This window comes from Gracilimonas sp. (assembly GCF_035704785.1).
In the GTDB taxonomy this organism is placed as follows: domain Bacteria; phylum Bacteroidota; class Rhodothermia; order Balneolales; family Balneolaceae; genus Gracilimonas.
Window position 1 is genome coordinate 1 of record NZ_DASSWP010000060.1, and the last position, 23,760, is coordinate 23,760.

The window sequence follows — 23,760 nt, forward strand, 5'->3', positions numbered from 1 at the left end:
CCTGGGTTTTATTATCAACCATAGGCCTTATAGCCATTTACAGTGCTACACAAGGCCCGGTGTCAGAATTTCTTCCTCAAAGTATTCAATTTAACTTTTACAAGCAGGCCGGCTTTGTTGCTTTATCATTTTTTCTTTTAATAGGTGTACAATTCATCTCACCCAGAGCTTTTATACAACTTTCGTATGCGTTCTATGTTTTTGGGCTCATCTTAATGATATTGACCTTAATGTTTGGTACAGAAATTAACGGTGCAAAAAGCTGGTTTAGCATCGGTCCATTTGGTGGACAGAGTAGTGAATTAATGAAGTTAGCTACTATACTGGCAGCTGCAAATTACCTGACCAGCAGAAGGGATATCTCAGCTGAAAATGTACGTTATGCGATCACTGCAGTTGTCATCATTTTGATCCCAACGATTTTGGTGTTATTACAAAATGATCTCGGCACGTCACTTATATTTTTGACTCTCATACCCGTTATGCTTTTTTGGTCAGGTCTTCCTTATGGGGTCTCTTTATATATAATTTCACCTGCCGTAATTGCCTATTTATCGATCATTGAATGGTACTATGGTGTAACTGCAGCTATAATTTTAACAGTTATTATATTTTTTGTGCAAAGAAGAATATGGCTAACAATTGCCTCTCTTATTACCGGGTTTCTGACTGTATCAGGAGTACAACTGGCTATTACTCAATTATTACAACCTCACCAAATTGCCAGGATTGCCGCTTTTACCAATCCTTCTTTCGACCCAACCGGTGCTGGGTGGAATGTGATACAGGCAAAAACAGCCATTGGGTCTGGTGGTCTAACAGGTAAAGGGTTTACAGAAGGAACTCAAACTCAGTTAAAGTTTTTACCGGAACAGTGGACTGATTTTATATTTTGTGTAATTGGGGAAGAATTCGGCTTTATAGGAGCAGGAATAGTTATTCTGACTTTTCTGTTCCTCTTTGTACGATTATTAAATATGGCCGGCAGTCATAAACATCCTTTTGCCCAATTAGTTACGGTAAGTATCACCTCTGTTTTCTTTGTTCATTTTTTCATAAATGTTGGCAGTGCATCAGCTCTGTTACCTGTAATTGGATTACCTCTTCCCTTTGTAAGCTATGGAGGATCTGCTTTTCTAACCAATACCATTATGCTTGCCATATGCTTGAATATGGACTTCTATAAACGTGAATTCAGTATTTACAGATAAGAAGTATTTCTAGCTTAAAGCCTTTTGAGGCGGGTTCCAAGATTGAAAGAAGTACGATGGTATTTAGTATAACCAAATTCCTTCAAAGCTCTTTTATGAGTTGAAGTCGGATATCCTACATTTGTATCCCATCCATATTCAGGGAATTCTTTATGTAATTTTTTCATAAGATCGTCACGATACACCTTGGCTAAAATTGATGCAGCGGCTATACTCATGGACCGGTTATCGCCTTTTACCAAACAAGTATATGGAATTAAGGAGTCCAGGTATCTATTACCATCCACTAATAGATAATCCGGTGATGGATCTAAATTGTCAACGCATTTCTTCATGGTCTCTAATGAAGCCCAGAGGATATTTAACTTATTGATCTCAACAATACTTCCCTCCTGTACCGTCCATCTTAATGCTTCACTTTTGATCTTATCACTTAGCGCATTCCTTTCTTTTTCATTGATTGTTTTACTGTCTCTTATTTCCGGTATTACGGTTCCAGGTTTAAAGACTACTCCTGCAGCAACAACGGGACCTGCCAGGCACCCTCTCCCCACTTCATCCAGTCCTATTACATGTCTGTATCCCTCTTTCCATAACTGGCGTTCAAACTTAAGACGATCTGTTTCTTTCAGTTTCTTCATTAAATGATCATGTTTTCAGTAAACCATCGCGTAATATTCTTTGCTAAGATATGGAACTCATTTGACTAAGGAAGTATTTGATAAAGAAAAAGGAAGCATATGCACTTTAAATATTTTGAATGGGATGATCGTTTCGCGAGATCAAATGGAAAATCTCCCTTTGATACTCTATGGGATCTATTCCAACAGTTGCTGACCATATCAAGTGGCGACGTATCGCAGTCCCTTAAATGGCTTACAGAAATTGATAATGAATATGACATTACGGGTCAATTCGATGATGGTTATTCTCTCGGAGATTTCATCGATGAGCTACGCGAAAGAGGCTATATAGATAAAGATGGTCAAGGCCCCGGATTTATTATCACCAAGAAAACGGAACGCAGTTTACGAAAGCGTTCCCTTGAAGAGATCTTTAAAAATCTTGAAAAAGGAGGCTTGGGTTCCCATAAATCACCTCATGCCGGTAAAGGACTTGAACGGCAACCGGAAACCCGTAAATGGAATCAGGGAGACGATATCGGGCAGATAGACAGTGTCGGGACTATGCTGAACATGCTTAATCATAGCTCAATAGATGCATTCAATCTGCAGGAAGATGACCTGGAAGTTTATGAGACTGATCACTACACCTCTGTCGCAACCGTATTGTTGATCGATCTTAGTCATTCAATGATATTGTACGGTGAAGATCGAATAACACCGGCAAAAAAAGTGGCTATGGCCTTATCCGAGCTGATCATGAACAACTATGCCAAAGATTCCTTAGATATTGTTGCTTTCGGAAATGAAGCCTGGCAAATATCAGTAGACGACCTACCCTATCTTAGGGTTGGTCCCTATCATACAAATACCAAACAAGGACTTGAAGTAGCCCGGCATATCCTTCAGAGAAAAAAATACGCGAATAAGCAGATCTTCATGATCACCGACGGTAAACCTTCCTGTATGATCGAAAAAGGAAAGTTATATAAAAACAGCTTTGGCCTAGATCGTAAGATCGTCAATAAGGTGCTTGATGAAGCCGTGAAGTGCCGAAGAGACCAAATTACCATCACTACCTTCATGATAGCTCAAGATCCTTACCTGCAGAGTTTTGTTCGTGAAATGACGGAGGCTAATAAAGGAAAAGCATATTTTGCTTCTCTGGATGATTTGGGGGGGTATATTTTTGAGGATTACATCCAAAACAGAAAGAAAAATGTGAAATAAAAAAAAAGCCGTTCAATTTAGAACGGCTTTAATACAGTTAAGTAAATCAGAACTACTTTTAGTTGAAGATTCCTAATTCCTGCATCACAGCATCTGTAATATCAAATTCTGCTTGATACTCAGGTGAGGCATAAAGAATAATTTGATCTCCAGTTGATGTTGTAGTATTAAGAACAAGTGTTAGCCCCATTTCATCAGCCACACTATCAATGGCATCTCCGATTTGTGTAAACATTGGGCCTAACAATTCTTGTCGGCGTTGCTGCAGTTCCGCTTCAGCTTCCTGTTGAGCTACAGCCAATTCCTGCTGCATTTGTCCGAGTTGTTCTTGTTCACGTTGATTAGCTTCAGTTGAGATAACACCGGCTTTTTGCTCGTATTCAGCAACTGCAGTCTGAAAAGCTCTTTCCTTTTCTGCTAATTCTTCTTGTTTTTTTTCTGCAAAGTTCTGCAAACGTTGTTGAATGGCTCTCATTTCAGGCATCTTAGCTAATACCACTTGTGGATTAACAAAACCAATTTTTGTTTCTTCCTGTGCCTGAACTTTATCTACAGCTGAAAAAGCTATAAACAAAGAGAGTAAAAGTAAGCTTAATTTCTTCATTAGTATGTATTTGTTAACTGTTATTATTTGATTTTTTCTATAATTCGATTCGTAATATTCATCTGCTCGCTATTTGCAAAAAACACAATAGCATCGCCGCTGGAAGTACCCTCATTTAGTATAAGGTCGAGCCCTAATTCCTCAGCTACTTCTTGCATAGCCACATTCATCTTCTCAATGATGGGTCTCATGAGTTCGCCTCGTCTTTGACGAATTTGATTCATCATGCTTTCACGATCTTGCTCAAATTGCTGGTTCAATGCCATCAGTTCTTCTTCACGAGCACTTCGTTCCTGCTCTGACAAGGTATTCATTACAGATTCATAATCCGTAAATGTCTTTTGTAACTCTGTGGCCTTTTGAGCTAATTCTGCATCACTCTCGTTAATTAAAGCCTCAATTTGATTATCTACTTCTTCTACTTCAGGCAGGGTACTTAAAATCCGCGCGGGATTTGTATAGCCGATCTTTACTTGTGCAAAAGCATCCTGAATAGTAAATAGTGTCCCAAAAAGGATAATGGCGATGGTTATTTTTTTGCTCATGTTCATGTTTTATGATTAATTATTATAAAATTGTTTCGATTGAATACTTTTACTGATCTTCTGCTTCTATACCAAGTTGGTCAAGTATTAAATCATTTAAGTTAAATTCGTTATTAGCATAAACCATATATATATCGCCGGAACGATCAAACACAAAATCCATGCCTTGTTGCTCGGCAACAGCTCTTACTGCAGTAAATAACTGTCTTTGTATAGGTTCCAATAGTGTTTGTTGACGTGTGAAGTATTCGCCTTCAGGGCCGAACTTCTGAGCTGTATACCGTTCTTTGGCTTGTCTCTTCTGCGCAATTTCTTCTCTCTTTTGATTACGTATTTCTTCGGTATATAGTATTTCCTTTGCCTCGTAATCTTCTTCAAGCTCTAAAATTTCATTCTCCAGCCTGGTTATTTCTTGCTTCCATTGGCTGCTAAATACGTCCAACTGTTGCTGAATACCTTCATATTCAGGAATCTGTTCCAAAATGTATTCTGAATCAAAGAAACCTATAGTCTGATCCTGTCCAAAAGTATTTGGACTGAAGAGTATCATAACAATAAGAAGATATGAATACCTTTTCATTTGCATTAGAATGGTGTTCCAATATTGAATAAGAATTCCCAGTTTCCTGGCAGTACCGTATTTCTTCCACCTGTTACATTTACTCCATCAAGCCTGTAACCATAACTTAGATCAATTAAACCTAATACCGGTAGATATAAACGAGCACCAAAGCCTACCGACCTTTTTACATTAAATGGATCAAAATCTGCGAAATTCAAATAAGAATTACCGGCATCTATGAATGTATAAGGTATGATCTGAATTTGTTGATTTGCAACTGCGGGGTATCTCAATTCAAGAGAATATTTACTGAACATGGTACCACCTACTTTTCGCCCGTCAACTACAGGTGCTATACTTTCTCTTGTGCCGCCGGGATATCCTCTGAGATCAATATTATCATATAAAAAACTCTGTCGCTGTTGAAGTTGAGTACCCCCGACTAGGAATTTCTTCAGATCACTTCGTTTATCTTCTGTAAAATATCCGATATAACCATATTGAACCTGACTGGTTAGTACTAATTTTCCTACAACAGGAACATGGTACTGATAATTGGTCCTGAACTTGTAATACTCAGAAAAACCGGGTAATGGCGGAGCCAGTTCTCCTGATAAAGTGAACTTGGAACCCGCAGTGGGAGATATCGGGTTATTCAATGAATTTCGTTCTATAATTTGTTCAATAGTAAGTAGACTGGATGTTCCCTCTGCAAAAAATGCTTCGTTACCTTCAACATTATATAATTGATAACCAACTACTGTTCTCTGAGAAAAGAAATCATCAGGCCATTTTAAACGCTTTCCAATTGACACTGAACTGGAAAAAAGTTCATTTCTCTCACTGCTGTTCGAGTAGTTCAGCAAGTTGTAGGAAACATTGAATCCTAACGAAGTGGGATTACCTCTAAACCAAGGTTCTTGAAATCCGAAACTGTAACTTTGATATCCAGTACCGGTTACCTGAACTCCAAGCGATAATTGCTGTCCGTCGCCGGATGGAATTGGCGTCCAGCCCCCCTTCTCAAATGCTCTTTGTATAGAAAAATTATTGAAATTAATTCGGGCTGATAATATCACGCCGATTCCTGATCCTCCATAACCACCGGAAAACTCAAAATTACTTGTACTCTGAGAATCGTCCAACTTGTAGTTTACGTCTACAGTTTTATCTTGTCGATCCGGAATAGGCTGAGGCTCAATATTTGCTGGATCAAAATATCCTAATTGTCCTAATTCCCTAACGTCTCTGATAATTGCCTGACGACTATATTTATTTCCCGGTACTGTTCTCAGAGCTCTTCGAACCACATCATCATGGGTACGGGTATTACCGGAAAAACTTACTTTCTGAATGGTTGCGATCTCATCTTCATAAATTTCAAAATGAATATCTAAAGAATCTTCCGCAACTTTAGTGATATTTGGAACTACCTGAAAGAACAGATATCCAATGTCATGATACAAGCTTGTTATATCGGTGTTTCGCTCATTAATATTAACATTCCTGTCAAATTTTTCCTCATTGAAGATCTCACCTTTTTCAAAACCGAGCGACTGAGTCAAAGTTTCATCAGTGTATACAGTATTACCTTCCCAAGTAATATTTCTAACTTTATACTGAGGACCTTCAGCTATATTTAATTGTACTCTAAGGCCGGTTTTATCGTCCTTGTAGTTATAGGTGTACACAGAGTCTTCTAAGATACGAACGTCAGCAAATCCATTTTTGCGATAGAATGAGAGTACATTTTCTTTTCCTTCTTCAAAATCTTCTTCTTTGAAAACTTTCTTTCCGAAAATTTTCCACCAGGCATCTTCTTTTAAAGGTTTAATTTTACGGCGAAGTTTTCTGTCAGAAAATGCTTCGTTCCCATTAAATGTGATATCCTGTATCTCAAGTCTGTCACCGGGAGTAATATCAAAGATTAAGCGAACCCGATCTTCAATACCTTCTATTTCTTCGGTGCGGGTCTCCACACTCGTATACCAATACCCCTTCTCTTTATAGAATCTTTTTATCGTATTCTTGGCTTGCCCAATGGCTGCATCAGTTATAACAGTACCCGGTGTCAAAACAAGTAGTTCTTCTAGGTCACGGCGCTGAGAACGTTTAATATCTTCTAAACTGTAATCCAGGATCCTAGGTTGTTCCTCCACCTCTATTAAAAACCGAATTCCTGATTCAGTACGCTCACTTACATAAATCTTAACGTCAGAAAATAAACCGGACCGATACAACCTTCGAATTGCATTGTTTAAAGCGTCTCCGGGATATACAAGTGTACTTCCCGTAACTAATGAACTCGCATTGATGATAAATTGCTCACGGGTATTTTTATTACCCTCTACACTAACACCCAGAATCTCATATTCTGCAGGAATTAATGAAGTTGGATCAGTGAGTTCAATATCTTGTGCTTGAGTAAGAAGTGATGTAAAGCCGATCGTTAATATGGTGGCAAAAAGTAATCTTTTCAAAAGTAAGAACACGCCTTTTCTTTAAATGCTTATGATTTTTTGTTAACTAAACGAGATGAATAAGAGTTTTCGTCTTCGGAAGTTGGAATTTTTCCAAATCTTCTATCTCTTTGCTGATAAGATCGTATAGCTTCATACAACTCATCTCTTCTAAAGTCCGGCCAGTAGGTCTTTGTTATATAAAGTTCGGAATAAGCCAACTGCCATAATAAAAAGTTACTGATTCTATACTCTCCACTGGTTCGGATTATTAAATCCGGATCAGGGATAGATGCTGTTGAAAGATGATCACTTATCATTTGATCATTTATCAATTCGGGATCCAAACGCCCTTCTTTAACATGATTTGCAATTTTCTTAACTGCCTCAGTTATATCCCAACGTCCGGAATAACTCAGAGCTAAACACAATTCCAACCTCTTGTTATTCTTGGTTAGATCAATGGCTTCTTCCAATTCAGTTTGACAACTTTGAGGAAACCTGTCCATTTGGCCTATTGTGGAAAGCCGAATATCATTTTTATTTAAATTATCAGCTTCTTTTCTAAGAGAGGAAACCAGCAGCTTCATCAAACCTCTCACTTCTGCTGATGGCCTGCCCCAGTTCTCTGTTGAAAATGCATACAGAGTGAGGTATTTAACACCAAGCTGGGCACATGATTCAGTAATATCACGAACAGAATCAACACCCACTTTATGTCCGTGCAAGCGTATGCTTCCTTTATTTTTGGCCCATCGGCCATTGCCATCCATTATTATGGCAATATGAAGCGGAACCTCACCGGAATCCTTAAGAATTTCTTGGTTTTTCTTGTCCTCTTCGGTCTGAATTTTATTTGTTAATGTAAGCTCTTTCAAGTGTTTTTTCGGATGGTTTTGAAGCTTTTAAAATTAGAGCTTTGATCGTCCTTTATCAAGGTAAATTAATTTAGTCAGGATGTTAGTTTTTGTTCAATAGAAATCATTTCAAGAAGAGCTAAAGCAGCCTCTCCTCCTTTATTTCCTTTCTCCCCTGCACGTTCCAGGGCTTGTTTTACATCGTCTGTAGTAAGAACCCCGAAAGCCACCGGTTTATTATGTTTTAAAATCAGATCAGTAATTCCCCGATTTACTGCATCACAAACGTATTCGAAGTGCGGGGTTCCTCCTCTAATTACAACTCCGAGAGCAATTACTCCCGCTACATCTCTGTGTTCAATTACTTTTTGAACAGTAAGTGGTATCTCATAAGAACCCGGGCATCTTACTATCGTAATATCATCTTCTATAATACCATTACCTTTCAGGGCTTTTAAAGCTCCTTCCAGCATTTTTTCTGTGATCATTGAGTTCCATCTAGAAACTACAATTCCAATTTTCACCTTACCTGGATTGGTTGTTCCCTCAATAAATTCTGTTGCCATATCAATTTTTTATTTCAATGATACTTTTACGCTGTTCTGTCATTTTCTTCATTTTCTCAATGTGCTTACAGGCAATTGTCACCACTCCTAAATTCATGTAAACAGCATCTTTTGCTTCGTGTGTATCACTGCCTCCTGTCATTAGCAGACCATATTCAGTACAAAGCTCAGTATATTTTTTTTGCAATGCGAAATTATGACTTGGATGAACACACTCGATACCATCAATGCCCGCTTCTATAAATGCTTCAATTTCTTTCAAAGAATACATTTTTCCCGGATGTGCGATCACGCAGGCCCCGCCTACATTTTTGACTATCTCAATCACTTCTTTATAATCAGGATAGTAATTTTTGATAGCCCCCAGTTTCTGATTACTCAAATAGCGTATAAATGCTTCTTTAGGACTACTCACATATCCTTTTTGAGTAAGAACCCTTGCCAAATGTGGCCTTCCGATATTTGCACCATTCGCCTCGGCCCAGACCTCGTCGTATTCCACATTCAGACCTTCTTTCTGGACTTTTCTGATAATTCCTTTGATTCGATCTTTTCGTGCTGTCCTTTGTTCGGTTAAAAAATTTTCCAGGTAATTTGTATCAGGATCAAAATAGTAAGCCAGAATATGAGCTTCTTTATCTCCAAAAGATGAAGTGATCTCAACTCCGGGAATAAGCTCGATATCTAAAGCTTCTGCTTTGTCTTTTGCTTCAAAATATCCCTTGTAAGTATCGTGATCCGTTATCGAAAGGCTGGTAAGATTTTTTTCCTTAGCCACCTCAACAGCTTCTTGAGGCGTTAGCTTGCCATCAGAACAAGTTGTGTGTATATGCATATCCGCTTTTGGGAGCATTTTTATTCCCCTGCAAGCAGTTTATTTAGATCTGTTGTATTGTAAATAAATTCAAGCGCCTTCAGTACTTCCGGATCTGATCTAAGCCCGGCTTTAACTCTTCCTGACTGCCCTTCATATCTTGATATCAACTCCAAAAACAATGTCCGTTTTATATTGGGTGTATCTTCTTCAAAACGAGATAACTTCTCCCTATCAATAGCCATATTTAGCGATTCAAGTTGATCGGACGCTCCTTCCACTCCTTGAAGTTCGGCTTTTAATTCTGATAACAGCTTTTCAGAATCAGTTCTGTAAATAAAGTTATTTTCTTCGAGGTACTTTTTAAAATCTTCAAATATCGGATCAGGCAATTCAGAATAGTCAAAATCAGAGTTTTGCGACTCATACTCTGTAGCAAAATCAAAGTAAAGCCCTTTTTGAAGCAGGGCGATCTCAAGTATACTTAACTCTTCATTTCCGGCTTCAATATCCGGTTCTATACCACGACCTTCAAATACAGTTCTTCCGTTTCGAGTTTTGAATTCTTGACGGCTGGAATCTACATCCATGACCACATCGTTTTTTCCCTGATGAGTATATTGAACTGCTTGAATACTCCTTCCACTTGGAATGTAATACCGAGATATAGTAATCTTAAGAGAGGTATTATAAGGCAGCGGTTTCACTATTTGTACCAATCCTTTACCGAAACTTTGTTCACCAATGATCAATGCACGATCCAGATCCTGTAAGGCTCCAGCAACTACCTCTGATGCACTTGCACTTCCCCCATTCATTAGTACTACGATCGGTTTTTCAAACATTACAGGCTCTCGAGTCATAAATGTTTGGTTGTATTCAGCTACTCTTCCCCTGATATCCACCACTGTAATACCGGGTTCAATAAATTTATCGATTATACCTACGGCTTCCTGTAGAATACCTCCCGGATTATCTCGCAGGTCTAATACAAGTCCTTCTAAGTCTGCTTCATTTGATAAATTTATAAGAGACTCTCTGATTTCTTCTGAAGAATTACTTCCAAATTGACTCAGGCGGATATATCCCGTTTTATCATTCTCTCCAATTAAACCCGAATATGAGATATTTGTTACTTCGATGCGCTTTCGGGTTAAAGTAAAATCAAGCTCTTGATCTAAACCAAACCGTTCAATAGTGACGGTTACTTCAGACCCAATTTCTCCACTTGTCAATACATTTACTTCTTCAGGCTGTAGCCCTTCAGTCGATACTCCATCAACAGCAACTATAACATCTCCGGCTCTGATTCCAACTTGTTCGGCCGGACCGCCTTCTACAGGAGCAATCACTACCACCTCTCCATCACGGTATCCTGCCTCAATACCAATGCCGGCATAATTCCCTCGCGACATGATCTCTGATTGCTCGTTCTGAGATTCATTAAACATCACTGTATAGGGATCCAGCGTTTCAAGCATCGCATCGATCCCATTACGCATTAGGATCTCAGGATCAACTTCATCAACATATTCAAGCGCTACACTTTCATATGCTTTACTGAAAATGCTGAAGTTTTTTTTAATCAGGAAATAGATATCCGTTTGCTGTGCAGCAATACCCACTGAAGCCAAACCAATAATTACTGCCGCAAATGCTGCCTTATATTTCCCTTTTTTAGTCATGTGGTTTAGTTAGAGGAAACGCGAAGTGTTTGCCCAACGTAAATACGGTTTCCTGAAATGTTATTTAATCTTCTTAATTCGCTCAGTCCAATTCCAAAACTCTCTGCAATCTCACTGAGGGTATCGTTAGCCTGAACCGTATAGGTTGTAGCACTGCCGCCATCTGAGGAAGTAGCTGCAGCTATAAATATATTTTCACCGCGGCGTTGCTTCCGTTCAATTTCTTGCTTCTCTGCATAACTCATCTCATTAACTTTCTCATAGTGATTTCTTCTGCTGTTCGGAACATACACTGAAAGCGTTTGTCCAACTCGGATCGTATTACCTATTCCGTTCCAAGTTCTGATATTCCAGGCACGCACGTCATACCATTCTGCAATGTGCCCTACAGTATCCCCTGTTTTTACTCTGTAAGAAAGCGAAGTGGAGTTCGCCGGTGGACTAACTGTATTTGAGGAAGAAGAACGGCGGGTGTTAACACTACGCTGTTGGTTTGTAGGTTGATTTACTGATATCTGTGAAGCACTTCCCCTTGGTAGAGGAACCACAATTTTTTGGCCCGGATAGATCGTGCTTGAAAGATTTTCGTTCGAGCCATACAAGCCGGCTACAGTGGTACCGTATTTTCTGGCAATTATACCTAATGATTCCCCGCGTCTAACCGTATGCATAGTGATATTCTGGCTACGATTCTCTTTTGGGATATCTTCATAGTTGGCTAAAAATTCCTGCTTGGTTTGAACCGGTATCTTCAGTGGATACTTTCCGCCCGGAGGCGTAGCCCAACGTAATAATTCCGGATTATACTCCTTCAATTCGTTTGTGGAGATACCTGCCGCCTTAGCAAGATCTTCCAGTTCCATCAGGCCTTCAACTTCAACAACTTCATAGTTGTATGGCTCTCCTTCATACTCTTTTTGAAATCCAAATTCTTCAGGATTCATCCCGATCATAGTGGTAGCAATAAATCCGGGGATATATCCACGGGTTTCTCTGGGTAAGTAAGGGTAGGCTGCCCAATAATCCTCAACCCCACCTGCCCTGCGAATAGCACGTTTAAGACCCCGTGGACTTATATTATAACCGGCTATTGCTAAATGCCAATCGCCCCAGACATTATAAAGATCCTTTAAATGTCGTGCTGCAGCCCTGGTTGCTTTTTCAGGATCACGGCGTTCATCAACCCACCAATTTACTTCCAGTCCATAAACCGAACCGGTTGCACGAATAAACTGCCACATTCCTACCGCAGCCGCCCAGCTTTTTGCATTCGGGTTCAACCCACTTTCAATAAAAGCCAAATATGTGAGTTCTTCCGGAGTACCTTCTTCCCGAAATATTTTCCGCATCATAGGCTGATATTTCACTGCACGCTGCAACCAAGTTTCCATCACCTCCGGACGCCGGAGTGTATAATAAACTAAGTGCCGATTCACCTTATCATTTTGTATAAGAGGAACCTCGGTTTTATTGAAATTTAGGTCATCGGGAAAATCATACTCCTCAACCATCCAGCTGTTATCTTCAGAAAAAAGCTCTTCCTGGATAGCAAAAATTTCACCTTGAGGCTCATTTCCAGTTTCTGTAATCCCATAGAATTGCCTGTATTCTGCAATCACAGATCTGTACAATTCAGTAAACCTCCGATCTCCACTGATCTCGGGATAGTCGTCCAATAAACCCTGTGTAGCAGCTAATGCATCATTAATATTAGCTTCTGCTTCGAGAGGGTCATTATTTATCTGTGCCTCCATTGCATTGATATGAATGCGATAAATATCAGAAATGCGACTCATGATATCTTTCTGGAAATTGTCCAATTCCTGCATTGCAGGCTGCTCAGTGAGTCCATCCCCGCCTTTTAATCCTTGCATTGGACTTTGGTAATCCAGCAGACGGAGTGGCATGTCTTTTAAATCGATGGTTGCAGTAGTGTCCTGGGCGTAAATACCGGGGACTAAAAACATACAACAGGTTAAGGCAATAGCCGCTTTCTGTAAATTTTTTAGCATGAAGTGGAGATGATTTTTGAAATTTTATTTAAAGTACTAATTATTGTATTGAATTGGGAGAGTTTAACTCATTGGCTCGACAACGTACCAAATTAAAAATTAGCGCCTTGAATCTTTAATTTTTCCGGATTGAATTAGCTTTTTCTCTTGCCCTGTCCATTGTTGTGCCAAAGGCCATCTGCGTCCGCTACCAAATGCTTTCGTTGATATCTTAAGCCCGGGTGGTGCCTGAAAGCGTTTGTGTTCATTTAGATCAACTAATCTGAGTATTTTGTCAACAATTTCTGCATCAATTCCATTATTGATGATTTCTTCTCTCGACCGTTGCTCTTCCACATAGTATCTCAAAATAGCATCTAATGTTCCATAATCCGGTAAAGAATCTGAATCTTTTTGATCGGGTCGTAATTCTGCACTGGGCGGTTTGTTAATTATACTTTCAGGGATAACTTCCTGTCCATAATATTCTTTATTCAACCAACGGCAGATCTCAAAGACCTCAGTCTTGTATACATCAGAGATCACAGAAAGCCCGCCGGCCATATCACCGTAAAGCGTACAATAACCAACTGCCATCTCCGATTTATTACCGGTATTCAACAGCATATAGCCAAATTTATTTGCAAGTGCCATCAATAGATCTCCACGGCTCCGGCTTTGAAGATTTTCTTCAGCGACACCAAATTCAGTCCCTTTAAAATGAGGAGCTAACGCTTCATTGAACGCATCATAAATTCCTTGGATAGGGATCTCCAACAGTTCAACTTCCAAATTATGAGCGAGCTTTTCGGAATCACTGACACTTCCTTCCGAGGAGAACTCTGAAGGCATGGTAACCGCTTTTACATTATCAGCGCCTAACGCCTCTTTAGCAATTACACAAGTTAAAGCCGAGTCTATGCCTCCACTCAATCCGAGAATGACCTTTTCAGCTGCCTTGCTCTTTTGCAGATAATCCCGGACACCAAGTACCAGTGCATTAAACATCACCTGTTCTTTTGGCGGATTTTTAAAGTTTTCTTCCACTTTAGAGATCGCTTCAACTTCAAATGTTTGCGTATTGAAATTGAGGTCTATCTTATCCGGTACAAATCGCTTCGAGCGTGCTTTCATGTCGCCTTTCCCATTGAAAGCCAAAGAATCACCATCAAAGATCAATTCCGTTTGTGCGCCAACTGAATTAACATAGAAGAGCGGCAACTTGAGATTTTTTGCATGCTTCTGAAGCATGTTCTTGCGGGTAACCGGTTTGTCTTTGTTAAATGGAGAAGCCGAAATATTGATGATAGCTTTTGCTCCGTTCTTAGCCAGAATCTCGGCAGGATTCTTATCATAAAGATGATACTGGATATCATTGTCATTGAACCAGATATCTTCACAAACTGTTATCCCGAATGGAAATCCGTTTATCATCACCGGTTCAAACTTGTTGCCGGGTTCAAAATAGCGGAGGTCATCAAATACGTCGTAGGTAGGCAACAGTGCTTTGTGAACGCGGGTTATCTCAACTCCATTCTGTGCTATTATTGCCGAATTGTACATCTTACGCCCGGTTCCTGTCAAATTCTTGGTAATAGATCCAAAAATTACAGCCATATCTCCGGTCGTCTTCACTATTTCATCATTAACCTGATAGATCAGCTCACGAAAAACCTCTCTCTCCAGCAAATCCATGGGAGGATAACCGCAGGTCATTAATTCGGGTAATAACAATATTTCTACCCCATCTTCTTCTGCTTTTTTTATGGAAGACAGAATAAGCTCTTTATTTCCGGAAAGATCTCCAATAGTGGGATTGAGTTGTTCAAGTCGTATGCGCACAGTTTCTCTTTTATTTAGTTCGTGACCAAGATAAGGAGATAAGTGATAAAGTGAGGAGTAATGAAGCAGGTTTTATAAACAACACTATAGCTCGCTTTATCACTTAATAATTCATCACTTGACATACACCTTCTTCGCATTCCCGGGTTCCATAAAGGCTATGTTCATTGCCATGAAAAAGCCAAAGCCGGAAGATTTGTGAACACCAATGTACAGTTACAGACCTCTCCGTTAAATTACGAATGCCTTTCAACAGCCTCCAAGATCGTGTCCAACACTTCGTTCAATAAGTCATTTTCAATGGTCAGTGGTGGGGCAAGACGGATGAGTGTGTTGGAATGAAGTGTCCAGCCGAGTAAAATTCCTTTTTCAAAACACTCTTCTACTACTTTTTTGGTGAGTTCCCGGCTTTCGAGTTGAAGTCCCAGCATCGCTCCCATACCCCGAACTTCTAAAATGCCCTTTCCTTTTAATTTAGACTTTACCGTTTGTTCAATTTCTACGGCCCGGCTTAGATAATTGCCGGATAGTAATTCTTTAAAATTGGCGTGAGCAGCGGCGGCCGATACCGGGTGCCCCCCAAAGGTGGTAACGTGATTTAGCGGAGGATCATATTTAAAGCTCTGGAAGATCTTTGTTGATGAAACAAATCCGCCAATCGGCATACCGCCTCCCATGGCTTTGGCGATACATAAAATATCAGGCACAACTTTGTAATGTTCGAAGGCAAAAAGCTTTCCTGTTCTTCCAAAACCGCTTTGGATCTCATCAAAGATAAGCAGCGCACCGGCCTCATCGCACCTTTCTCTTATTTTCTGCAACCATTCCTTTTGCGCCGGGATGATCCCTCCTTCTCCCTGAATAGGTTCCATAATGACCGCTGCCGTTTCTTCATCGATCAAATCAAGATTCTTATCAGAATTAAATTCCAGGAAATAAACATTCGGTAAAAGCGGAAGATACGGGTCACGATACACATCCCTACCGGTAACACTCAACGAACCATGAGTATCCCCATGGTAGCTGTTTTTGAAACCAATCAATTTCGTTCTGCCGGTGTATTTTTTGGCGAGTTTGAGTGCACCTTCGGTAGCTTCGGTTCCTGAATTAACTAAATAGACCTGCTCCAGCTTTTTAGGCAAATTAGAAATCAGCAGTTCTGCAAAGTCCACTTGGGGCTGTTGCACGAATTCACCATAAACCATTACATGTAAGTGTTTATCCACTTGCTCATGAATTGCTTTTATCACCTTAGGATGCCGATGCCCAAGACTACTTACCGCAATACCTGAAATGAAATCTATAAAGCGTTTACCCTTTTTGGTAAAAATAAACGGTCCTTCCGCATGGCTGACTTCGAGTCCCATAGGAGCATCACTGGTTTGGGCTATATGGCGGAGAAATTTTTCGAGCATGATTTTCTGAATGAGAATTAGCTTAAGATATTTAAGTAATTCAAAATTAAAGATTCAAAGTGTAAAATTAGTCATTACTCGCAAGGTAATTTTAAATCTTGAATTCCTCTTCCCACTTCTTCAACAACTCCATAAACTCATTTTGAATCGACTTTCCTTTATCTCTGGCATACCATAAGTGTAGGTTTTCTGTTGCTATGCTATTTGGGATACTCGGATCCTTCCTTTCAGTAATATATTGTTCATGAGCTTCTTCAGGACGCGGCCCCCATGTTCCAAGCACTTCCATTGTTTTGGATTCGAGTGCAATAAGCTTTGGAATTGAGCGGCTTCCATTAGTTAGAAACATATCCATTACCTCCGGATTCTCATCCCGCAGAATAATTCTTAACGTAATATTATCAGATATTTCTGCCATTTTATTGATAAAAGGGATTGTTTGAGCAGAATCTCCACACCAGCCCTCCGATATTACCAACCATACCATTTCACCTCTGAAATCTATGAGTTTCTGGGTTAATTCAGAAGATATCTCCCCTCTTTTATCCCAACGTAAACTCCTGTGGATATTTATTTTAGTATGATCAAGCATATTTTGGCGGTTGTCATTGTTGGTGGTTCTGCCAGATTTGAACCCCTCCTCAATCAACTGTGAATATTCGTGATAGGTATAAGCATCGGTTATAATTTCCTCATCCATCAACGTATTTGTAACATTCTGCATTTTGTAGCCTCTTTCTAGTGAATCTAAATCTAAGAAATCCACTTTTAGATATTGATTGATAGTACTGATTGGGTTGATCAGTAAAATTTTCTCCAATCCAATCATTTAAGGTGTTCGTATAGTCAAGAAATCAAAGAAAAAGGATCAATTATGAAAAGATTAAAGTCATGTTTAGTTATGAGCCAGGATGTTGTTACCCAACATGAACTTGCTCATATGCTTTCCGAATTAAAGATCGAAGTCATTTACTATGCCTATTCTTTGGATGAGGCAATGGAAATCGCAACCAAACATCAGCCTTCCTATACCTTTTTAGATTTAGAATTTGAAGACTCATTCACCAATACATTTCTGGAAGAAATGAATTCGTCATCAAGGACCAAAGTTACTCTTATAAAGAAAAGAGGCACCAAGAACTCAAGCGAATTCAAGCTGAATTTACCCGGTGATGTAACTATCCTTGAAAAGCCTGTAACTATTACGCTACTGAATGATATTGTTCATCCAGAGCTGAGTTTTGGTGCCCTTTTAGCTGAAGCAGCCTCAATGCTTAATGAAGAAGGTCCTTGGCGATCCATCCCAGCATAAAAAGCACAAAACATAGAGAGGCTGATAATTTCACCTTCATCACTGTTTTGTATTCGGACTCCTGCCCTTTGAGCTTAATAATGATCACCCCAATTATCATTAAGGCAATAAGACTGGTAATGCCAAAAAGAATACCAAGCAGATAATTCATTTGGTACAAGCCAAAGGTAATAATTAAAGAACCTGCCAGGAAAAGTACAATAAAAAGACCTTTAACCGCTTTTATTCCATATTGCAAAGCAAAGGTTTGATCTCCCCTTTCCAGGTCCTCTTTTGTTTGATAGATCTGTGATATCGGATACAGGCTTAAAATAATGGAGGCCACTCCTATCGCTATCAGGTCTTCAAAACTAGTTATGGGATATCCGCCTGCAGCTAAAAAACCGAGAAAGTAAGAATTGGTTCCTGTACTGACCCCGATGGCAATCAGGCTTAAAATTGGATGCCCCTTCCAGCGAGCTAACGGCGTCGAATACAACCAAAAGAACAGCATGCTTATCGCATAGATGATCATAAAATTCCAATTTACAGTTACAGCCCATGCCAATCCAGCATATTGTAAGATCATGGAAGCAGGCCACATCCACTTCTCCATCTTTGGAGGGTGCTGCAAACCACCAATTGGACCCTCATCCTTATCCCACCAGGAATTATAGACCGTAGCGCCGCCAAAAAGAAGTACATGTACATTTAAGAACTGAAGCCAAAACTGAGTCCAATTAACATCTTCCACGAATAAAGCTGCAAGTAAATATCCTCCGGAGAGAATAAAAAATTGATAATGCAGCCGCAGATGAATAAAGAAGTTTAAAAGTTGCTTCAGCATGATCTTCCTGACAATGTTATCCTCGATAAATCAAAATTTAAAATGCAGTAATCCAACGTAAATTTAATTCTTTATTTTAAGTTTTGAATCTTTACTTCTCGCCCATATCAATTCTCACTTTATCAGTTATCATTCCTTATCTTTAACATATGTTATTAGAAACCGAACAAATTGGTGCCGAGAAAACAATTCCTCAAAAAGATTGGCTTCCCATAAAGGAAAAGCATCAATCTCAGGTTGATGATTTGCTTCATGATTATCTGGATGCCCGTTCCCGCCATATGAAAGATCCTGTTATGGATTTTTTATTTGAATATTATGCTTTTAGGCCTTCTAATTTGAGAAAATGGTCGCCCGGAATTGGGGTGAACTTATCTTTCTCTGACCTTGAACAACTTCCTGAGATCAGTGAGTTTAAAATTCAGGGTAATATGGCTTTTATTGATCCTGCTCTTTTTCCTGAAAAAAGGATCTCTTCCCTCGAGTGGATGATAACAATGCTGGAAAACACCCAATCAAACAAGCCATCTTTCGGGTGTTTTGGAATGCATGAATGGGCTATGGTGTATCGATCAGACAATCCGCGTCACAGTCAGGTACCGATGCGTATGGAGCAGGATGAACTGGCTGAGTTTGTAGAATCCCGTCCTCTTCTTTGCACTCATTTCGATGCTTTTCGGTTCTTTACCAAACCGGCACAACCTATGAATAGGTTTGAACTGTCCCGCGAAAAATTTCATGAAACAGAACAACCGGGATGCATCCATTCCAATATGGACCTATATAAATGGGCTTTTAAGTTATATCCATGGATTCCAAGTTTGCTCATTCTGAAAGCTTTCAGATTAGCCAAAGAAGCCCGGCATATTGATATGCAAGCAAGCCCCTATGACCTAAGAGAGCAGGGACTGGAGCCCATCAAAATTGAAACGGAAGCGGGCCGCAAAGAGTACAAGCGAAAACAGGAAATGATCTTTCAAAAAGGATTACCTATTAGGAAGATGATCATCGAAAAAATGCGGAATTTGTTGTTGACAGTTGACAGTTGACAGTTGACAGTTGAAATAATGATAGCTAATTTTTTATTATCTGCCTGAGTTTATATAAACCTTTCAATTCCCTGTTTTCTAATTGTCACTGCCCAATTTCAACCAATGCAGCTTTAACCTCTTCCACATCCTTATCTGTGATCTCAAAATGGAAAGTAGCTCGGATTGTGTTAGGGCCAAAAGGGATCATTTTAATTCCCTTGTTTTCAAGTTTCCCCAAAATGCTTTCTGCAGATTCATTCACCGTATCAAAAAGCAGGATATTGGTTTGAAGCTTATTCATGTCAACCGCCAGATATTTGCTATCAAAGATCACTTGGGCTACTTCTTTAGCTCTGCGATGATCTTCTTTTAGTTTATCCCAATTATTCTCCAGGGCATAATCTGCAGCAGCAGCCAATAATCCAACCTGACGCATGCCGCCTCCCCACATCTTCCGGTAGCGGCGTGCTTTGGCAATATGTTCTTTAGATGAAAGAAGCATAGATCCAACCGGAGCACCCAATCCTTTTGAAAAACAAACTGACATGGTATCCGCAATCCCTCCAAAAAATTCCGGCTCGATCTCGGTTGCAGTTATTGCATTCCAGATACGAGCTCCATCCAAATGGACAAACAAGTTTTCATCATCAGCAAAATTCTTGATCGCTCTCAATTCTTCTTTATCGTAGCAAACTCCACCTCCTTTGTTCGTGGAATTTTCAAGGCAAATCACCTTGGTTTTAGGCTCCCAATCGTAATGGCCTCTTTTAGTATGCGTTAAAATTGGAATACTTAACTTCCCATTTTTACCATCCAATGTTCGCACCTGAACCCCTGACAATGCTGATGCTGCTCCTGTTTCATAATTAAAAATATGTCCCTTATAATCGATCAGGATCTCATCTCCGGGCTCAGTTAACACTTTAATGCCCAACTGGTTACTCATGGTGCCACTGGGAACAAAAAGTCCGGCTTCCATCCCAAACATTTTTGAAACTTTATCCTGAAAAACATTTACGGTTTCATCTTCCCCGAAAACATCATCCCCAACGTTTGCCTTTATCATTTCTTCGAGCATTGGAGGAGTTGGACGGGTGATAGTGTCGCTTCTTAAATCAATCATTTTCTTATTTTGCTTTTTCATTTTCATGGAATATACTCAATACCTGTTGCGATAATAAGTTTCACCTGTTCAAGGCATGAAAAAAAAATTAAAAATTCGAACCTTTGCTTTTAGCTATTTATTGACCCGGGGGACATTATTCATTGAAGATTGAGGCCAAATACGACATCATAATCGCCGGTGGTGGACTGGCCGGATTAAGCCTTGCCTGGTATTTAGCAAAAGGTGGATACAAAGGAGAGGTATTGGTTGTTGATTCGACTTTTGCCCCGATCAATGATAAGACCTGGTGTTTCTGGACCAATAAACAGCCGCCTTTTAAGGAGATCATTTATAAAAAGTGGAAAAAGACCTGGGTCTCTGTATTGGAATATAGCACCTTTCGCTACCTTAATGAGTACACTTATTACTGTATTAGAAGTGGGGATTTCAGAGAGCATGTGCTTCGAGAATTAAGGAAGTACAAAAACTTTGATCTGCTTGAGGATAATATCCTTGATTTTTCTGCCAACAAGAACAAAGCTGTACTTTTGACTAAATCGGGTGACAGTTTCCTTGCTAATTACATTTTTCAAAGCGTAATGAAGCCAAAGGGGCTCGATGAAAGCAGTATTAAATATCCACTTATCCAACACTTTTTAGGGTGGGAAGTAAAAACAATAGAACCGGCTTTTGATCCCGAGACCTTTACAATCATGGACTTTGACGATGATTTTAGCCCGGGAATTGGTTTTATGTATGTTTTACCTTACACCCATGAAAAGGCTTTACTTGAATTCACCGTGTTTTCTCAAGACCCACTTCAAAAGAAACAATACAAAGAAAAGATAAGACATTATCTCTACCATCAGTTTGGTTTAGATAAAGAACATTATGAGATAAAGCGTAAGGAATATGGAGAGATCCCAATGCAAGATCAGCCTCATATTCCATTCTATGATAATAATATTTTCAACTTAGGAGTCGTAGGCGGACAAACAAAACCCAGTACCGGCTACACTTTTACCCGTATTCAGGAATACACTCAAAACCTCGCTCAAAATTTGATACAAGGTTTTGATCCCCTCCCTCCTCAACAATCAAAATTTAAATATCGCTATTACGATCTATTGCTTCTACACATTCTTTCCAACTCCACAGAAGATAGTTTACGTGTATTCCATGACCTGTTTAAGAAGAATAAGTTAGATGACATTTTCAGGTTCCTTGAGGAAGGAACAAATGTACGTCAGGACTTAAAGATCATGAGTTCCGTCCCATATACACCCTTCTTCAAGGCTATTTGGAAAAATCTGCGTTGAGATTACTACCGTTTATTCAGTAAAAATAAACTGAGACAACATTGCAATAACAGCTGTCTCGGCCCTAAGACGATTTTTCCCTAATGATATAAATTTTGTCCCTTTCGTTTTGGCAATTTCAACTTCGCGATCAGAAAAACCTCCTTCGGGGCCTATCAACAACAGGGTATTTGAATGATCAGGGTTTAGTGATGAGTTCAATTCCGCATCCATGTGAGCCATAACCGGGTTAAAATCCTTGTAATGATCAAACACTTCGTCCAGGGAATTAAGCAATACTACTTTAGGAAGCCAGCTTCGCTTACTTTGTTTAAAAGCACTCAAAACAATGGAATGAAGCCGCTCTTCATTGATCTTGGATCTTTCGGAATGATCAGCATTAAACACACAGATTTCCCAGGCATCTAACTCAACGGCTTTTTCGACGGCAAACTCCAGACGGTCTCTTTTTTTTATGGCTCCGAATGCCAGTACTTTTTTGAACTTTGGCTCCGGTTCTGAAGTAGTTTCTAATATCTCAGCTGAAACTGATCGTTTCGAGATCGAGGTGATCTCTGTTCGGTAAAACCTTCCTCTTCCGTCCGAAGCAAAAAGCTCATCTCCAATATTAAATCGCAGCACTTTTGCAGCATGTCGGGCTTCCTGATCGGTCAGCTCTAATCTGCTCCCCGTTATATTTTCAGGATGTGTGTAGAAAACGTTATCCATAACTCAGCAGCATCATTCAGTGTTCGGTTTTCTTTTGTAATGAGCGCCGGGTTCAAATTCTGTCCCCCCGGTTTCAAACATCAAATCTATGTATGGAATACAAAGCCCGCAGCCACAGCTACAAAATTTCTCGGATTGAAGTTCTTCAACAGTATTCAGGTCATTTTCCTGAGCATATTCCTTTATCTCTGAAAATTTACGAGAGTGACAAATACACTCCGTAACTAAAAAACGACTCATGGTTGCTTGAAATGTTTACCAAGTTTAAGGTCCTGTCCCTGATAATTACTTTCAATCTCTTCTCCATACACAAAATCAGGACGTTCGGCATTTGGTTCAAATTGCATACTGAACATCGTCTGTCCGTCCTCAATCATAAAAGGGACATCATGTGAACGGACTTCGAGTACAGCCCGAGCTCCTTTATCGTCAACAGTCCCGCCAAAACCACTATCAAAAAAACCTGCATAGTGGGTTCTAAGCTCGCCTGAACCTGTATCATAGGCCATCATCTCACAGGCAAGATGTGCAGGAACACGAATTCGTTCTTTGGATGCAAAGATATAGAATGCTTCAGGTTCCAAAATCAGCTGATCATTTTGCTGAGCATAAATGGGCTCCCAAAATTCATCCACTTCATAATGACCGATCTTATCAAGGTCAATGTAATTATTGTGCTTTTTAGCTTTGTAGCCAATGATCTCACCCTTTTTTCCTTTCAGGTGTACGCTCATAAATAGCCCCTGCTTCACCTTTATCTTCTCCATTGAAACCGGCTTCCGCTCTTCATTGAAGAGCAACGGATCAGCTCCATGAACCCGTAGCAGGTCCTGATCTTTTAATACTTCAAATCCATGCCGTACTCTTAGCTGATTAAGCCGCTGACCGGTTTTTACCTTGATGGAAAATGATTTTGGCACTACTTCCAGATATAAATTTCCTTTATATCCCGGTGTTACTTCCTCAAAGCGATGAGAGTAATCGGTGATCACTCTGGTAAATACATCAAGCCTTCCGGTTGAACTTTTTGGATTGGCTTTAGCAGAAAGGGTTTC

The 23,760-nt window shown here is 39.7% G+C and carries 22 protein-coding genes; 5 read left to right on the plus strand and 17 right to left on the minus strand.

Going from position 1 to position 23,760, the window contains the following annotated elements; all coding sequences use genetic code 11:
• Window positions 1-1,211 (plus strand): rod shape-determining protein RodA (gene rodA, locus VFM80_RS02990; protein WP_395069403.1); only part of this gene is annotated, 1,211 nt, incomplete at its 5' end.
• A gap of 14 nt (window positions 1,212-1,225) precedes the next feature.
• Here the strand turns inward: rodA and VFM80_RS02995 are convergent.
• Entirely contained in the window at window positions 1,226-1,852 is a 627-nt protein-coding gene (locus tag VFM80_RS02995) for a ribonuclease HII (RefSeq protein ID WP_395069405.1), read from the minus strand.
• Between the two features lie 99 nt (window positions 1,853-1,951).
• Between VFM80_RS02995 and VFM80_RS03000 the strand changes: the two genes are divergently transcribed.
• Window positions 1,952-3,064 (plus strand): vWA domain-containing protein, encoded by a 1,113-nt coding sequence (locus VFM80_RS03000; protein ID WP_395069407.1) that lies wholly within the window; start codon window positions 1,952-1,954, stop codon window positions 3,062-3,064.
• A gap of 58 nt (window positions 3,065-3,122) precedes the next feature.
• Here the strand turns inward: VFM80_RS03000 and VFM80_RS03005 are convergent, their stop codons facing one another.
• From VFM80_RS03005 to VFM80_RS03060, 12 genes are all read right to left on the minus strand, one after another.
• Complete coding sequence (locus VFM80_RS03005; RefSeq protein WP_395069408.1) at window positions 3,123-3,668, minus strand: OmpH family outer membrane protein; 546 nt, start codon at window positions 3,666-3,668, stop codon at window positions 3,123-3,125.
• A 23-nt stretch (window positions 3,669-3,691) separates the two neighbouring features.
• Window positions 3,692-4,213 (minus strand): OmpH family outer membrane protein, encoded by a 522-nt coding sequence (locus VFM80_RS03010; protein ID WP_395069410.1) that lies wholly within the window; start codon window positions 4,211-4,213, stop codon window positions 3,692-3,694.
• A gap of 49 nt (window positions 4,214-4,262) precedes the next feature.
• On the minus strand, window positions 4,263-4,763 hold the full coding sequence (locus tag VFM80_RS03015) for an OmpH family outer membrane protein (RefSeq protein ID WP_395069412.1): 501 nt from the start codon (window positions 4,761-4,763) through the stop codon (window positions 4,263-4,265).
• 35 nt (window positions 4,764-4,798) lie between these two features.
• Window positions 4,799-7,255: an outer membrane protein assembly factor BamA gene (bamA, locus tag VFM80_RS03020; RefSeq protein ID WP_395069414.1), complete on the minus strand. Its 2,457-nt coding sequence runs from the start codon at window positions 7,253-7,255 to the stop codon at window positions 4,799-4,801.
• Window positions 7,256-7,284: 29 nt separating this feature from the next.
• Window positions 7,285-8,112, minus strand: a complete 828-nt coding sequence (locus VFM80_RS03025; RefSeq protein WP_395069416.1) for an isoprenyl transferase — start codon at window positions 8,110-8,112, stop codon at window positions 7,285-7,287.
• Window positions 8,113-8,186: 74 nt separating this feature from the next.
• Window positions 8,187-8,657 carry a 6,7-dimethyl-8-ribityllumazine synthase gene (ribH, locus tag VFM80_RS03030; RefSeq protein ID WP_395069418.1) on the minus strand — a complete coding sequence of 157 codons (471 nt, stop codon included), beginning with the start codon at window positions 8,655-8,657 and terminating at the stop codon, window positions 8,187-8,189.
• A 1-nt stretch (window position 8,658) separates the two neighbouring features.
• Complete coding sequence (locus tag VFM80_RS03035) at window positions 8,659-9,492, minus strand: PHP domain-containing protein (RefSeq protein WP_395069420.1); 834 nt, start codon at window positions 9,490-9,492, stop codon at window positions 8,659-8,661.
• A gap of 20 nt (window positions 9,493-9,512) precedes the next feature.
• Window positions 9,513-11,156, minus strand: a complete 1,644-nt coding sequence (locus VFM80_RS03040) for a S41 family peptidase (RefSeq protein WP_395069422.1) — start codon at window positions 11,154-11,156, stop codon at window positions 9,513-9,515.
• A 5-nt stretch (window positions 11,157-11,161) separates the two neighbouring features.
• Window positions 11,162-13,168 (minus strand): LysM peptidoglycan-binding domain-containing protein, encoded by a 2,007-nt coding sequence (locus VFM80_RS03045; protein ID WP_395069424.1) that lies wholly within the window; start codon window positions 13,166-13,168, stop codon window positions 11,162-11,164.
• Between the two features lie 99 nt (window positions 13,169-13,267).
• On the minus strand, window positions 13,268-14,989 hold the full coding sequence (locus VFM80_RS03050) for an NAD+ synthase (RefSeq protein WP_395069426.1): 1,722 nt from the start codon (window positions 14,987-14,989) through the stop codon (window positions 13,268-13,270).
• 236 nt (window positions 14,990-15,225) lie between these two features.
• On the minus strand, window positions 15,226-16,404 hold the full coding sequence (locus tag VFM80_RS03055) for an aspartate aminotransferase family protein (protein ID WP_395069428.1): 1,179 nt from the start codon (window positions 16,402-16,404) through the stop codon (window positions 15,226-15,228).
• A gap of 91 nt (window positions 16,405-16,495) precedes the next feature.
• Complete coding sequence (locus VFM80_RS03060) at window positions 16,496-17,128, minus strand: thioredoxin family protein (RefSeq protein WP_395069430.1); 633 nt, start codon at window positions 17,126-17,128, stop codon at window positions 16,496-16,498.
• Window positions 17,129-17,278: 150 nt separating this feature from the next.
• Between VFM80_RS03060 and VFM80_RS03065 the strand changes: the two genes are divergently transcribed.
• Window positions 17,279-17,716, plus strand: coding sequence for a hypothetical protein (locus tag VFM80_RS03065; protein WP_395069432.1), 438 nt, complete (start codon window positions 17,279-17,281; stop codon window positions 17,714-17,716).
• Here VFM80_RS03065 and VFM80_RS03070 read toward each other — a convergent pair.
• Complete coding sequence (locus tag VFM80_RS03070; RefSeq protein ID WP_395069434.1) at window positions 17,679-18,542, minus strand: UbiA family prenyltransferase; 864 nt, start codon at window positions 18,540-18,542, stop codon at window positions 17,679-17,681. The two genes, VFM80_RS03065 and VFM80_RS03070, sit on opposite strands and share 38 nt — an antisense overlap.
• A gap of 149 nt (window positions 18,543-18,691) precedes the next feature.
• Between VFM80_RS03070 and VFM80_RS03075 the strand changes: the two genes are divergently transcribed.
• The gene (locus VFM80_RS03075) at window positions 18,692-19,591 is read left to right on the plus strand and encodes a 3-methyladenine DNA glycosylase (RefSeq protein WP_395069436.1); all 900 of its coding nucleotides are present in this window, start codon (window positions 18,692-18,694) and stop codon (window positions 19,589-19,591) included.
• A gap of 85 nt (window positions 19,592-19,676) precedes the next feature.
• On the opposite strand, the gene VFM80_RS03080 is transcribed toward VFM80_RS03075, so the two are convergent.
• The gene (locus VFM80_RS03080) at window positions 19,677-20,696 is read right to left on the minus strand and encodes a threonine aldolase family protein (RefSeq protein ID WP_395069438.1); all 1,020 of its coding nucleotides are present in this window, start codon (window positions 20,694-20,696) and stop codon (window positions 19,677-19,679) included.
• Window positions 20,697-20,839: 143 nt separating this feature from the next.
• Here VFM80_RS03080 and VFM80_RS03085 point away from each other — a divergent pair, with 143 nt between their 5' ends.
• Window positions 20,840-21,997 carry a lycopene cyclase family protein gene (locus VFM80_RS03085; RefSeq protein WP_395069440.1) on the plus strand — a complete coding sequence of 386 codons (1,158 nt, stop codon included), beginning with the start codon at window positions 20,840-20,842 and terminating at the stop codon, window positions 21,995-21,997.
• Between the two features lie 12 nt (window positions 21,998-22,009).
• Here the strand turns inward: VFM80_RS03085 and VFM80_RS03090 are convergent, their stop codons facing one another.
• On the minus strand, window positions 22,010-22,705 hold the full coding sequence (locus tag VFM80_RS03090; RefSeq protein WP_395069442.1) for an RsmE family RNA methyltransferase: 696 nt from the start codon (window positions 22,703-22,705) through the stop codon (window positions 22,010-22,012).
• A gap of 236 nt (window positions 22,706-22,941) precedes the next feature.
• On the minus strand, window positions 22,942-23,760 hold an 819-nt coding region (locus VFM80_RS03095), incomplete at its 5' end, for a 2'-deoxycytidine 5'-triphosphate deaminase (RefSeq protein WP_395069444.1).

What these genes read in the sequence shown, in the direction of transcription:
- VFM80_RS03045 (WP_395069424.1), bottom strand. Translation starts at nt 13,168, where the DNA reads ATGCTAAAAAATTTACAGAAAGCGGCTATTGCCTTAACCTGTTGTATG.
- VFM80_RS03090 (WP_395069442.1), bottom strand. Translation starts at nt 22,705, where the DNA reads ATGGATAACGTTTTCTACACACATCCTGAAAATATAACGGGGAGCAGA.
- VFM80_RS03055 (WP_395069428.1), bottom strand. Translation starts at nt 16,404, where the DNA reads ATGCTCGAAAAATTTCTCCGCCATATAGCCCAAACCAGTGATGCTCCT.
- VFM80_RS03075 (WP_395069436.1), top strand. Translation starts at nt 18,692, where the DNA reads ATGTTATTAGAAACCGAACAAATTGGTGCCGAGAAAACAATTCCTCAA.
- VFM80_RS03000 (WP_395069407.1), top strand. Translation starts at nt 1,952, where the DNA reads ATGCACTTTAAATATTTTGAATGGGATGATCGTTTCGCGAGATCAAAT.
- VFM80_RS03015 (WP_395069412.1), bottom strand. Translation starts at nt 4,763, where the DNA reads ATGATACTCTTCAGTCCAAATACTTTTGGACAGGATCAGACTATAGGT.
- VFM80_RS03070 (WP_395069434.1), bottom strand. Translation starts at nt 18,542, where the DNA reads ATGCTGAAGCAACTTTTAAACTTCTTTATTCATCTGCGGCTGCATTAT.
- VFM80_RS02995 (WP_395069405.1), bottom strand. Translation starts at nt 1,852, where the DNA reads ATGAAGAAACTGAAAGAAACAGATCGTCTTAAGTTTGAACGCCAGTTA.
- VFM80_RS03080 (WP_395069438.1), bottom strand. Translation starts at nt 20,696, where the DNA reads ATGATTGATTTAAGAAGCGACACTATCACCCGTCCAACTCCTCCAATG.
- VFM80_RS03035 (WP_395069420.1), bottom strand. Translation starts at nt 9,492, where the DNA reads ATGCATATACACACAACTTGTTCTGATGGCAAGCTAACGCCTCAAGAA.
- ribH (WP_395069418.1), bottom strand. Translation starts at nt 8,657, where the DNA reads ATGGCAACAGAATTTATTGAGGGAACAACCAATCCAGGTAAGGTGAAA.
- VFM80_RS03060 (WP_395069430.1), bottom strand. Translation starts at nt 17,128, where the DNA reads ATGCAGAATGTTACAAATACGTTGATGGATGAGGAAATTATAACCGAT.
- VFM80_RS03005 (WP_395069408.1), bottom strand. Translation starts at nt 3,668, where the DNA reads ATGAAGAAATTAAGCTTACTTTTACTCTCTTTGTTTATAGCTTTTTCA.
- VFM80_RS03065 (WP_395069432.1), top strand. Translation starts at nt 17,279, where the DNA reads ATGAAAAGATTAAAGTCATGTTTAGTTATGAGCCAGGATGTTGTTACC.
- VFM80_RS03040 (WP_395069422.1), bottom strand. Translation starts at nt 11,156, where the DNA reads ATGACTAAAAAAGGGAAATATAAGGCAGCATTTGCGGCAGTAATTATT.
- VFM80_RS03010 (WP_395069410.1), bottom strand. Translation starts at nt 4,213, where the DNA reads ATGAGCAAAAAAATAACCATCGCCATTATCCTTTTTGGGACACTATTT.